This window comes from Bradyrhizobium sp. MI1.11 (assembly GCF_055811255.1).
Genome location: NZ_JBVVPM010000012.1, coordinates 168,372 through 180,050, shown reverse-complemented (window position 1 = coordinate 180,050; position 11,679 = coordinate 168,372). Strand labels below are relative to the sequence as shown.

Genomic DNA, 11,679 nt, shown 5'->3' with positions numbered 1-11,679 from the left:
GGCGAGCCTGCCGCGTTCGGCGAGGTAGGCGAGCCAGGTGCGCAGATCGGCGGGCGAGCTCACACCCTTGCTCGCAATATTTTCCATTCGCATACGGGTCTTTCCTTAAGGTCAGGGCGCGATCTTGCGCAGCGACGGCGAGCGACGCTTGAGCGCTTCGTCCTCGCCCCAGCGGCGCACCACGCCGATATCGATGTCGAACAGGTCGAGCACGCGGCCGACGGTGTGCTCGACCATGTCGTCGAGGTTTTCAGGCTTGGCGTAGAAGGCCGGCACAGGCGGCGCGATGATCGCGCCCATCTCTGAGAGCGCCGTCATTGTCCTGAGATGCCCGGTGTGCAGCGGCGTCTCGCGCACCATCAGTACCAGGCGCCGGCGCTCCTTCAGCACCACATCGGCGGCGCGAGTGAGCAGGGTCGTGGTCACGCCCGAGGCGATTTCAGACATCGAGCGCATCGAGCACGGCGCCACGATCATCCCTGCGGTGCGGAACGAGCCGCTCGAAATCGCCGAGGCCATGTCGTCGATCGCATGGTTGACATTGGCGAGCGCCCTTACCTCCGCGATCTTCAAATCGGTCTCATAGGCAAAGGTCAGCTCGGCCGTCTTCGACATCACCAGATGAGTCTCGACGCCGGCATTGCGCAGCAGCTGCAGCAGGCGCACGCCATAGGTGACGCCCGAGGCGCCGGAAATGCCGATGATCATCCGCTTGGGCGTTGCGTCCTGCATATTTGTGGTTTCGCTCCCTGGGACACGCGCCCCTTGAGTGGCAAGATTAGGCAATGCGATCCATCAGAACAAATAATCATTGATTATATCATTCATCATCTGAGATGATGGCCCAAACGAGCAAGATCGGCGAACGAAGGACTCTCCCCCGTGGAACTCAGGCAGATGCAATATTTCCTGTGCCTGGCGGAGGAGAAGAACGTCACGCGCGCCGCGCGCCAGCTCAACATCGTGCAGCCGGCACTGAGCATGCAGATCGCCAAGCTCGAGGCCGAATTCGGCCAAAAGCTGTTCGACCGCAGTGTTCAGGGCATGACGCTCACCAGCGCCGGCGAAGCGCTGGTGCGGCTGACAGCGCCGATCGTGCGCGATGCCGAATATGCGCGGCAGGAGATGGCCCAGCTCGGCGGCCGCATCTCGGGCCGCGTCTCGGTCGGCCTCATCACCTCGGTGGCGCAGAGCACCATGGCCAGTTCGTCGGCGACGGTCGCCAGCCGCTATCCCGAGATCACGCTGTCCGCCTGCGAGGGCTATACCGAGACGCTGGTCGACTGGGTCAACACCGGCCAGCTCGATTTCGCGCTGATCAACGTGCCGCGGCGGAAGACGCCGCTGGCCGCACATCACATCATGGACGAGGAGATGGTTTTTGCTTGCAGGAGGGAGAATCCGACCAAGCCGCATGCCAAATTACGCTTCGACCACATCGCGAACTTCGATCTCGTGCTGCCCTCGAAGCGCCACGGCCTTCGGCTGATCCTTGACGAGCATGCCGCCTCCGTCGGCATCGACCTGCGGCCGCGGCTGGAGCTCGACACTCTGCCCGCCCTGTGCGACGTCATTGCCACCACCGATTTCGCGACCGTGCTGCCGACCATCGCACTCCGGCAATCGCTGGCGAGCGGCACCATCCGGGCGCATCGCTTCGATGAGCAGAGGATCGTGCGCTCGATTGCCTGGGTGCATCATCCACGACGAGCGGTGTCCGTCGCGGCGAAGGCCGTACTCGATGTCATCAGCCAAGACCTTGCGCAGGCCGCCGCCGTGGCGAGAGAGTTTGTCGAGCCCGCCTCGGGCGGCGCGAGCTCGTCCTCCCGCAAAGAGCGCAGGAAGCCACGGCGGAAAACGATCTCCTGAATGCAGAATCTCTACGCGGACAAGAAATGAGACGGGTTGGTAAGTTTTGAGACCGGCCGGCATGATGGCTGCATCAAGCCGCTAACTACGGTCCAGGCGCAGAAAATCGCGACCTGGCGCTGATCCCGACGACTCTTGTCCCGGACGATCTCAGGGCTCGCAGACAAGACACAGTCGGGAGATTCAGTCCGAGATGGCAAGGTTCGGTCGCAGCAAGATCACGGGCATTACGGCGCGGCACGCTGAGGGGTTTCACCCTGACCGCAGGTCCTTGCTGTCGCTCGGCGCAGGCGCGGCTCTCGCCGCAACCGGGCTGGTTCCTGCGCAAGCGCAAGACTATCGTGCCCGGCCGATCCAGGTGCTCGTGCCCTTTGCCGGCGGCAGCGCCAGCGATGTAATCACGCGCATCCTGCTCAACCGCATGGGCTCGTCACTCGGGCAGGTCTTTGTGGTCGACAACCGCCCGGGCGCCGGCGGCAATATCGGCACCGCGGCCGCAGCGCATGCGGCACCGGACGGCTACACGTTGCTGATGAGCACCTCCGGCCCATTGGCCGCGAACAGATCGCTGTACAAGGAGCTCCCCTACGATCCGATCAAGGATCTCGCGCCCATCGGCTTGTTCGCGACACTGCCGAACGTCATCGTGATCAATTCGAGGCTGCCGCCGAAATCGCTGCACGAGCTGATCGACTATGCCAAGGCGCATCCTCGGGAGCTGAACTACGGGACGGTCGGTGTAGGCTCGTCGCAGCACCTGGCGGGCGCCTATTTCGAGCAGCTCACGGGCACCGAGCTAACTCACGTTCCCTACCGCAACATTTCCAACTATACGCCGGACTTCATCTCCGGCCAGGTGCCGCTCGGATTCCAACTTCTGCCCAACGTGATCGGCCTGATCAGGAACGGCGATGCGCGGGCGCTCGCGGTCGCCAGCAGCAAACGCATGACTGCGCTACCCGCCATCCCGACGGCTGCCGAGGCAGGCCTTCCGGACTACGAGAGCTCTGCCTGGCTTGCCCTGCTCGCGCCGGCTAACACAAACAAGGCCGTGATCGACAAGCTGTATGCCGCTGTGGTGGAGGCCGAGAATGATCCCAAGGTGCGCACGCTCCTCGTCGAGCAAGGCGCCGAACCGCTTGTCCTCGGCCCGGAAGAACTCAGAAACTTCATGGCGTCGGAAACTGCCAAATGGGCCGCGATCATCAGAGAGATCGGAATTGAACCGATGTGAATGCGGCAGTTGAAACGGCCTGGGGCGCCATCGCTACTCCTGCACGTTGCAGCCCTCGATGAGCTCGCCGAACATCTTCCACCGCTCGCCCTCGTCCCGCATCGCCTCCAGTAAAAGACCCTGCCGCGGCGTGGCCTTTCCATAGCGCAGGCGTCGCGACGTGATCGAGCCGCCTTTGACGTTCAGCTTGTTCGGGTCAGTGCCAGCTTGTCGCGGCGGTAGATCACGTGGACAGCATAGGATTCATTCAGCTCCGAGAGATCGACGTCATCGATTTTCAGGCCTACCGCTTCAGAAGACGCGGGATCGCAGCAGCGGTAGTGCCTGCACCTGGCGGTCTGGTTTCCGTCGACCGCAATCGAGCTGAACGCCTCCGATCACCAGGACTCGCGGAAGGGCCGCACCTCCGTCAGGAACGACCAGGCCGAACGCGGCTGGTGGGTGACGTGCCAGACCTCTTCGGCGATGTCGGATGGCTTGATGAAAAAATCATCCGGCTTGTCCGGGAATCGCGCGCGGGCCCAATGAACGTCGATGACGGCGTCGATCATCATGAAGGATGCGTGCACGCCCCGCGGTCCCATTTCGCGGGCAATGGCCTCGGTCAGGATTCGCTGCGCCGCCTTGGTTGGCGCGAAGCCGGCAAAGCCGGCCTTGCCGCGGAAGGCCGAGGTGTTGCCCGTGACCAGCAAGGCGCCGCCCCCTGCGGCCTCCATCCGCGGCGCCGCCCACCGGGCCAGATGCAGCAGGGCCATGACATTGATCTGGAAATTCCGCTGGAGGACTGCCGGCTCGATGTCGAGGAAGTTGCCAAAGGCCCCGCCCACGGCGTTGTGGATCACCACCTTGGGGGCGCCGGCACGTTGCTCGATGCCTTCGAGGGCGGCCGCAAGCGCGACAGGGTCGGCCACATCGCAGGGGACAGCAAAGGCGTTCGGAAGCTCGTTCTCGAGATCTGCCAAGCGTTCGGCCGTACGCGCCAGCATGGCGACCTTGTAGCCGCCGTCGTGGAACCGCCGGACCATGGCTGAGCCGGTGCCCGGCCCGACGCCGGTGATGATGGCGAGCGGCATCATGCGGCGCGCGCCAGGCGATCTTGCACGAACTGCAAGCGGTCATTGCCGAAGAACATCTCGTCCCCCACGAACATGGTCGGCGAGCCGAACACGCCGCGCGCCGCCGCCTCTGCGGTCGCCTCCTCCAAAAGAACGTGCGCAGCCGGCTCGTCCATCCGACTTTCAAGCGCCTTGGCGTCGAGACCCTCGGCGCCCAGCAGGGCCGCGACCTCGGTCGCCGTCGCCAACGGCGCCGGAACCGACCAGAACGCGTTGAAGATGGCCTTCACCGCCACGGGCATAGCGCCCAACTGCCCCGCCACGAGCGTGGCGCGCAACAGCCGGCCGGCGTCCAACTCCGAAGCCTGGGGGTGCCGATTGAGCGGTACCCCATAATGGATCGACCATCGCGAGACGTCGGTCCACACGTAGCGGCCCTTGTTTGCGCTGGTGATGCTGGTCGGCACGTTCCCCACTAGCTTCATCAGGGCCGCGATCTCGAATGGACGGAATACGATTTCGACGTCCATCTGCCGGAGCTGGGACAGCGCCAGGAAGGTGTAGGGGCTGCGATAGTCGAAATAGAAATCAAGCGTTCTCATTTGGAGCTCCTTTGACGCAAGCGTCGTTCTGCATGATGTTGATCATCTGGCAGCCATCGGCGGATGCGCGCTATGCTGCGAGTTTGGCGAGATAAGGCCCAAACTCTGGCGCGAACGCCGGATTAGCCGCAAGGCGGTCGAAGTGTGCCATGGCGCGGGGAAACCGCTCCCGGGCGATGTCCAGGAACGGCGCCTTGCCGAGCGTCCTCAGGGCTTCGCGACGGTCCAGTTCATTGTGGAACAGGGCCAGTTCGCAGGCGAAGCAGATGTCGGCCAGGCTCACCCCCTCGCCGACCAGGGCTTGGCGCGCAGGCCGCAGGGCCCGGTCGATCCCCGCCATGTAGGTCGTGAAAGCTTCGTCGGCGCGAGCGTGGACATCCGCGGCAAGTTCGGAGCCTTGCATGGCGAGCAGGTAGATCTGCGCGTCGCGGCCGAACACCAGACTGACATCCAGAAAGCTGTCAATCCGCGAGGCCTCGAATGGATCGTGGCCATATAGACCGCTCCGCTCCGCCTGGCGGGCGACCGCGCGCATGATGCTGTTGGACTCGAAAATGCCGACTTGTCCGTCCCCGCTGAAACCCGCGGGGACCGTCCCGAACGGCTGGGCCGCAAGGAAGGCGTCGGTCTTGTAGAGCTTGCGGCCCTTGAACCCGATGCGGCCCACCCGCTCCGCGGCTGAGCGTTCCTCTGCGGACACTTCGCTCAGCGGGTGAGCGTCAAAATCCCAAAGCCAGTCCACGAGTTCTGCGCCCGCGGCGCCCCGCACCTCCAACGCGACGCCGCCGATGCGCGCGGCGATGACCGCCTTCCAAACACGAGGATTGGGCAAGTAGGAAAAGATCCGCACCTCGGCCATAGTGCTGTTCCCGCGGTGCGCCGCTAAGCCGGTAGCGCAGTTATTCGTGCATTGGGCCGTGGAGCTGGACATGCTTGAGCCCTTATTCGACATGTTGAGGGGGACCAGCATGCGCGGAACGCCTGCTCGACGAAGAGGGCCGAAGCGGCCAAGGGGGGAGGCAGGAGCGGCCACGCTGATGGCGCCGTTTGGCCAGAGGTATCCCTTAGCGCACCTGACGCGGTTGCAAATAAGCGCCGTGCCCCCCATCGGCTTCCAACATTGAACCCACACGTGATGGGCATTCCGGTGATGGTTCAAGGAATTGGGCGGTGTTGGGCGGGGTCAACCTTCGGCGCCGATCGGGGGTCAATCCGTACGCCGAATAACATGCGGCGACGCGAAGCGTCATAGGTCTCATACGACCGTGAAAGGAACGCGATAGAGAGCATTTCTCTTTCCGTCGTCCGGCTGATTCTCGCCGGAACGGGAGGTCGCGCGGGAAACGATGCTTTGTTGTCCCGCCGCCACCTCGAAGTCGCACATGAATTGCGTCCACGAATGGCCGGTAGGCTTTTCGACGGCGCAGGCCTTCCAGGAAAGCCCCTCATCCAGGCTGATCTTCACGCCGGCCACGCCGCCATCCGCCCACGCCCAGCCTGATACCCGAACGACTGCCTCCCGCTCGAGCGAAGTCCCGGGCACAGGCCACACGATCACCGATTGCGGGGCGATGTTCCAGACCGGGCGCGTCACGCCTTCGGCGACGACATCGTTGTACCATCGTGTCGTAAAGGGACCAGGAGCGCGCTCTTTGCGAAGCTCGATCCTCCGGAGCCACTTCACGCTGTTGGTCCCATAGAATCCCGGTACGACCAGCCGCAGCGGATGACCGTGCTCCGGTAACAGAGGCTCGCCGTTCATTTCGTAGGCCAGGAGGACGTCGGCCCCCACGCGCGAGCGAGGGAGATCCTTCGTGTAGTGCCCGCAATCCGCGCCGCCGAACTCACCCGCGTCCGCACCGATGGACCAGACAAAGGCAGCCTCCGGGTCCGGTTCGACACGTTGGAGGACATCGTCCAGACGCACGCCGCCCCATGTCACGTTGCAAACACGCTGCGTCGGCTTGTCCGGAGCCAACGGGCTTCCCGCGCATTGGTGCACTGAGGCGACGGTTACCTTCGGCATCCGCTTGAGATCCCGCACGGTGACGCGCATTGGGCGGCCGATCATGCCGGCGATCTCGATCTCCCACGCATCACCGTCGCTCACCTCCAAGACGCCCAGGTGGCAGAGAACGATGCAATCCTTCGTCGGCGTCGTCCGCTCGATCAGCTTGTGGGGTTCGGACGGGATCCGCGCGAAGAAGCCTTTGACCTTATATTCGAACGCTTCAGACATCCAATGTTTCCGTAGCAACTGCGCGATGGAGCCGACGCCGGCCGATGACCAGCCGAGAAGGAGCGGCCGCATGGACGAGAAAACTAGAACTCGTTGAGGTAGGCGTTGTCCCGCTCGAAGATGCGCGATAGGTGACGGCTCACGGTCCGAACGCGCGCCAGGAACTGCAGGTCCTCGTGAACCGAGTGGAAGACGTCCCGATAGACCTTCACCTGATCGGGAAGCACCGGGATCAGCCTGGGATCGGTCTTCGCAGAGAACAAGGGCAGCAAACCGATGCCGGCTCCCGCAGCGATGGCCTGCTGCTGCGCGTGCATGCTCGACGATCTGAAAACCACGTTGGTGGGATCCAGCACGTCGAGCAACCAGTGAACGGGCTGGATCGCGATCAGATCCTCCACATAGTCCACGAAGGTATGGGCCGCCAGTCCGTCCCGGTCCCTCGGCGCGCCGCGCTGGGCGAGGTAGGCTTGACTGGCGTAGAGCGCTAGACGGAACGATCCGAGCTTCTTGACCTCGAGTTTCGCTCCCGCGGGATGCACGAAGCTGATAAAGATGTCCGCTTCGCGCTTGGTGAGGCTGATGATGTGCCGTTCGGTCACCAGTTCGACAGTAATGCCGGGACTTTGAACCGCGAGCTCGGCGAAGCGCTGAGCAAGAAAAAAGGCTCCGATACCCTCCATCGTCACGACACGGACCCGGCCCGCTGCTGTCGCATTGTCCGCCCCCATCGCCGGCTCGACGGCCGAGGCCTCCTGTTCGATGCGTTCGGCGATGTCGAACAGACGATGTCCCCGCTCCGTCAGCACGAAGCCGTCCCGGTTGCGATCGAAGAGCTTGACGGCAAGATCCTTTTCGAGCTCCGCGATCCGGCGGCTTACCGTCGTATGATCGACCTTCAACCGGCGGGCGACCGGCGCCAGCCGCCCCTGTCGGGCAAGTTCCAGAAAGAATACGAGATCATTCCAGTCGAACAATGCGGCCGCCCGTGCCTCGATCCACTCGAATAGGCGTCCCGACAAAATGCGGGCCAGCCGACGATATCGACATCCTAGCCTCCCGTCACCCGGCGGCCAACAGCGCCAAGGCAGCTTCGGAGACCGTCGTTTCGGCAATCTCCGCGTTCAAAATGCCTTCATGAAGCGTTCTGCTGTCCTTCGCGAATGGCCTTAAACTCATGTCTTCTGCAGCGTCGCCAGGTATTCCTCCGGCTTCGCGGAGTCGAACTCGCGACCGAAAATCCGCTCCTTGCCGAACACGATCGGCGGAGGCTCGACACCGTCCTCCTTGAGGATCCGCGCCGCGTCGGTCGCCAGCATCACCTTCTCCGCGAGAGCCTTGTAGTCAATGTCCTCCTTGAGCATCTTCCATCGCTTCAACTGCGTCATCAGCCAGACCGCGGCCGAGTATTGCGGAAATGGCCGATAATCGACGCGCTTCGGATCCTCCTTGATCGCTCCCAACCCGTCCGCGTACCGCCCCGTGATGACCTGGTCGATGACGACTTCGGGCGCGTTCAGGTACTGCGGCTGCGACAGGACCTTCGCCATTCCAACCCGGTTTCGGTCGTCGGAGACGTGAAGGCTGGCCGCAACAATCGCCCGGTAGAAGGCCATGAAGGTGTTCGGGTTCTGCGTTATCCAGCTTTCCGCCGCCGATACCGCGCAGCACGGGTGCCCGTCCCATATTTCGCGCGAAATGAGGTGGATGAAGCCTGCCCCCTCGAACACGGCCCGCTGCCCGCCCGGCTCGCCGCCGAAGAAACCATCGATGCTGCCGACCCGCAGATTCGAAACGTATTCCGTGGGCGGCACAACTCGATATTTGACGTCGTTGTCGGGATCCAGTCCGTGGGCGGCGAGATAATTGCGCAACTGCAAGGCCTGATGGCTCTGGTCGAAGGGAATGGCAAACGTCATTCCTTTCCAATTCTTCGGATCGCGATTGTCCCGGTGTTTCATCGCGAGGACGAGCGAGTTGCCGTTCTGGTTCAGAATGGTCAGGATCTTGATGGATTGCTGGTTGCCACCGAGACCTGCCGTCATCGTCAATGGCACCGGCATGACCTGTTGCGAGACATCGAGCTCGCCGTTCAACATCTTGTCCCTGATCAGGGCGATGCCGGCGATCTTTTGCAGCGAGACCTCGAGACCTTCCTTGGCGTAGGAACCGATCTGCTCGCCGTAGATCAGCGGCGCCGCGCAGGTGATGGCCAGGAAGCCGACGTTGAGTTTCGTCTTTTCAAGCGGTTTCCTTTCCTGCGCCATCGCTTGCAGGGTCGATAACGGCAGGATGCTGCCGAGGGCACCGAGAAGGGTCGCGGCGCCCACCGATTTCAGAAGCTGCCGTCGCAGAACAGGCTCCGGAAACAAGGCGTGAAGGAGCGACCGCTCGATGCCGTCCGCTACCGCCTGTTCGATCGTTGTCCGGGACGCATCGGCCGGGGCACAGCAGAAACAGCCTCGGATCCGGGAGAGTCGATCGCGAAATCTATTGCTCAATAGGGCCTCCTCTCGTCGCGATCCATCCGTATGGAGGATCAGTTCACGGGCTGAATATCGGGGGATGTCTGAAGACGTTCACCCATCTCGATCGCGCCCATCTCGGTTGGCGTATCGACGAAGGTCGCCGGCATCAGACGCTTTCGGCTGACGGTCAGATCGAAGACGTCGAACCGGTTGTAGTAGCCGACCACGTCGTGAAACTGCTTAGGTTCGATGCAGCGGCGCAGATCGAATTCGGCATATGCGATGCCCTCCTCGTCCTGCAGCGTGTCTCCCAGGGTTTCGCCAGTCGGATCGACGAAGAAGCTCACCGCGCGGGGCGTCGCGTCGATCACGTCCGCAGCGGTCGAATCCCGATCTATGAGGAAGTCGCGCAACGCCTTGTCCATGTAGCCGGCAGTGACGATGCCGAACGCCTTCGCCTCGAACGAGTGCGCGCTGGCGCGGATGCGATTGGCGGCGACGTTGTTGAAGTTTCCTCCGCCTTTGGGCCGTCGGGTCGGCCACATGGGTGGCCAACTCGAAATGTGGACCTGCTCGGCCTGAGCCATCAGGGTGTACCTGGCGAGAGGGTTGGTGTTTTCCCCACAGATGAGGTTTCCGACGCGCCCGACCGGGGTATCGACGACCCGTAGACCTTCGCCGTCGCCGGCGGCCCATACGAGCTTTTCGTAGAAGGTCGGCACCAGCTTCCGGTGATGATTGAGCACGTTTCCGTCGGGGCCGATGATGATGTTGCTGTTCCAGATCAGCCCCACGCTGACCGGCGAGCTCTCGCTGATCCCGATCGAGACGGTGACTCCGAGCGTGCGTGCCTCGTTCCGGATGGCGGCAATCTCGGGACCGTTTGCGGCGACGGACTGCTCGGCCATGCGCACGAACAGATCGTGGTTGTCGATCGGCGCCCAGAGAGCGGCCCAGACAGGGAAAGCGGGAATGTAGGTTTCCGGGAACGCGATCAGTTGCGCTCCAGCCTTCGCGGCCTCGCGGATGATCGAAACGGCTTTCGCCGTAGTGGCCGCCCTATCGAGAAACACGGGAGCGGCATGGACCGCGGCGACCTTGACCGGTGAAGACATGACTTTTTCTCGTTTCCATTGGTATGTCGTGAATGTCAGGCGGACAGCTTCTCGCCATCGAAGTAGCTCGAGAGACCCGTCCCCGGCGTGCAGTTCACGTACTCGAAGACGTTCCCCTGCTTCGGAATGACGAACACCTCGTGCCACGTCCGCAACTGATTGGCCTTACCGTACTTGCGGTAGCGCGCGATCGCCGCCGAAAAGATCGCTTCGTGCGACGCGTGATGCTCGGCCCAGTTCTCCATGTGCTTGAGCGACAGGAAGTAGCCCAGCGCGTGCGTCTCGAGCACGGCTTGCCCGGCGACGTCGCAGGTCTGCTGAAAACGTAGCGAAGCGCACCCCGTGGCCGTGGGGCTCTCCTTGAGGAAATCCATACCGCGCAGAAGAGGCGCGCGCAGCTCGCGCATATAGTCCTCCGTCTGGGACGGATCGCAGCGCCCCCAGAAGGCCGCCGATCGAATGATGGCGAGATTTTCCGGCGTGACGATGCGCCAGCGAGCCCCCTTCGTCGCCCGCGCCTTCGGAGCCGGCAGATCGGGCATCGGCGACTCCAGCTTGTCGGCCGCAGCCAGCGGAATGCGGTCTCGCATCGCGCCGTAGTAGCCGCAGTAAGGCGTCGGATAGATCGCGACTTCCTTGGAACGCATCAGCCCGGCAGGGTAGTCCAGCCAATAGATGCTCTCCTGCCGGTCGACCGGAACGGTGATACTCTCGCGGAAATAGCCGGTCGGTTCGGCCAGGCGCGCGTCGTCGTCCCACCAGGATTTCACATGGGGGTCGGCCAACCAGTCGTCGCGCTTCTGCCGGTCGACCCAATATGCGGCCACGATATGGGTGTACAGGCCGTTCTGATCGACGAACCACGCGTGATCGTGGACGGTCGGGCCGTTGCGCAGGACGAGGGCCGCTTCGATCCACCGGAAGAACGGCGATGCATGCACGTCCTCCGCCGACCTTCCGTGAACGCCATGGAAAGCGACGCAGATTTCGTCGCAGCCGTTCACGAACGCGGTCGACCAGCGCTGAACGACCGGTTCAAACCCCTTTGGCTTTCGCAGCGGATTGACCCGCTCGTAGATCTGGATGGTCATGTCCCT

At 63.1% G+C, this 11,679-nt stretch carries 11 protein-coding genes and 1 pseudogene; 2 read left to right on the top strand and 10 right to left on the bottom strand.

Features of this window, described 5'->3' with window-relative positions:
- Positions 1–111 precede the first annotated feature (111 nt).
- Entirely contained in the window at positions 112–732 is a 621-nt protein-coding gene (locus AC0L30_RS15335) for a UbiX family flavin prenyltransferase (protein WP_007594267.1), read from the bottom strand.
- Positions 733–897: 165 nt separating this feature from the next.
- On the opposite strand from AC0L30_RS15335, the gene AC0L30_RS15330 reads away from it, so the two are divergent.
- Both AC0L30_RS15330 and AC0L30_RS15325 read left to right on the top strand, forming a co-directional pair.
- Positions 898–1,869 (top strand): LysR family transcriptional regulator, encoded by a 972-nt coding sequence (locus tag AC0L30_RS15330; RefSeq protein WP_473404641.1) that lies wholly within the window; start codon positions 898–900, stop codon positions 1,867–1,869.
- Between the two features lie 193 nt (positions 1,870–2,062).
- Entirely contained in the window at positions 2,063–3,103 is a 1,041-nt protein-coding gene (locus AC0L30_RS15325) for a Bug family tripartite tricarboxylate transporter substrate binding protein (RefSeq protein ID WP_007594269.1), read from the top strand.
- A gap of 159 nt (positions 3,104–3,262) precedes the next feature.
- Here the strand turns inward: AC0L30_RS15325 and AC0L30_RS15320 are convergent.
- From AC0L30_RS15320 to AC0L30_RS15280, 9 genes and pseudogenes are all read right to left on the bottom strand, one after another.
- Positions 3,263–3,413 (bottom strand): annotated as a pseudogene (locus AC0L30_RS15320) (acetyl-CoA C-acyltransferase); the annotation flags it as partial.
- Positions 3,414–3,480: 67 nt separating this feature from the next.
- Positions 3,481–4,179 (bottom strand): SDR family NAD(P)-dependent oxidoreductase, encoded by a 699-nt coding sequence (locus AC0L30_RS15315; protein ID WP_007594270.1) that lies wholly within the window; start codon positions 4,177–4,179, stop codon positions 3,481–3,483.
- Positions 4,176–4,760 carry a 2-hydroxychromene-2-carboxylate isomerase gene (locus AC0L30_RS15310; RefSeq protein WP_007594271.1) on the bottom strand — a complete coding sequence of 195 codons (585 nt, stop codon included), beginning with the start codon at positions 4,758–4,760 and terminating at the stop codon, positions 4,176–4,178. The genes AC0L30_RS15315 and AC0L30_RS15310 overlap by 4 nt, the downstream gene beginning before the upstream one ends.
- A 70-nt stretch (positions 4,761–4,830) precedes the next feature.
- Positions 4,831–5,619 carry a glutathione S-transferase family protein gene (locus AC0L30_RS15305; RefSeq protein WP_007594272.1) on the bottom strand — a complete coding sequence of 263 codons (789 nt, stop codon included), beginning with the start codon at positions 5,617–5,619 and terminating at the stop codon, positions 4,831–4,833.
- 396 nt (positions 5,620–6,015) lie between these two features.
- Positions 6,016–6,999 carry a molybdopterin-dependent oxidoreductase gene (locus AC0L30_RS15300; RefSeq protein WP_035995094.1) on the bottom strand — a complete coding sequence of 328 codons (984 nt, stop codon included), beginning with the start codon at positions 6,997–6,999 and terminating at the stop codon, positions 6,016–6,018.
- 83 nt (positions 7,000–7,082) lie between these two features.
- Positions 7,083–7,976: a LysR family transcriptional regulator gene (locus AC0L30_RS15295; protein WP_007594274.1), complete on the bottom strand. Its 894-nt coding sequence runs from the start codon at positions 7,974–7,976 to the stop codon at positions 7,083–7,085.
- 198 nt (positions 7,977–8,174) lie between these two features.
- A complete protein-coding gene (locus AC0L30_RS15290) occupies positions 8,175–9,329 on the bottom strand; it encodes a CmpA/NrtA family ABC transporter substrate-binding protein (protein ID WP_245285897.1) in 1,155 nt (384 codons plus the stop codon).
- Positions 9,330–9,538: 209 nt separating this feature from the next.
- Entirely contained in the window at positions 9,539–10,582 is a 1,044-nt protein-coding gene (locus AC0L30_RS15285) for a carbon-nitrogen hydrolase family protein (protein WP_007594277.1), read from the bottom strand.
- Positions 10,583–10,617: 35 nt separating this feature from the next.
- A complete protein-coding gene (locus tag AC0L30_RS15280; RefSeq protein WP_007594278.1) occupies positions 10,618–11,673 on the bottom strand; it encodes a phenylacetaldoxime dehydratase family protein in 1,056 nt (351 codons plus the stop codon).
- Between the last annotated feature and the right edge of the window lie 6 nt (positions 11,674–11,679).

What these genes read in the sequence shown, in the direction of transcription:
- AC0L30_RS15300 (WP_035995094.1), bottom strand. Translation starts at nt 6,999, where the DNA reads ATGTCTGAAGCGTTCGAATATAAGGTCAAAGGCTTCTTCGCGCGGATC.
- AC0L30_RS15280 (WP_007594278.1), bottom strand. Translation starts at nt 11,673, where the DNA reads ATGACCATCCAGATCTACGAGCGGGTCAATCCGCTGCGAAAGCCAAAG.
- AC0L30_RS15325 (WP_007594269.1), top strand. Translation starts at nt 2,063, where the DNA reads ATGGCAAGGTTCGGTCGCAGCAAGATCACGGGCATTACGGCGCGGCAC.
- AC0L30_RS15330 (WP_473404641.1), top strand. Translation starts at nt 898, where the DNA reads ATGCAATATTTCCTGTGCCTGGCGGAGGAGAAGAACGTCACGCGCGCC.
- AC0L30_RS15335 (WP_007594267.1), bottom strand. Translation starts at nt 732, where the DNA reads ATGCAGGACGCAACGCCCAAGCGGATGATCATCGGCATTTCCGGCGCC.
- AC0L30_RS15285 (WP_007594277.1), bottom strand. Translation starts at nt 10,582, where the DNA reads ATGTCTTCACCGGTCAAGGTCGCCGCGGTCCATGCCGCTCCCGTGTTT.
- AC0L30_RS15305 (WP_007594272.1), bottom strand. Translation starts at nt 5,619, where the DNA reads ATGGCCGAGGTGCGGATCTTTTCCTACTTGCCCAATCCTCGTGTTTGG.
- AC0L30_RS15315 (WP_007594270.1), bottom strand. Translation starts at nt 4,179, where the DNA reads ATGATGCCGCTCGCCATCATCACCGGCGTCGGGCCGGGCACCGGCTCA.
- AC0L30_RS15310 (WP_007594271.1), bottom strand. Translation starts at nt 4,760, where the DNA reads ATGAGAACGCTTGATTTCTATTTCGACTATCGCAGCCCCTACACCTTC.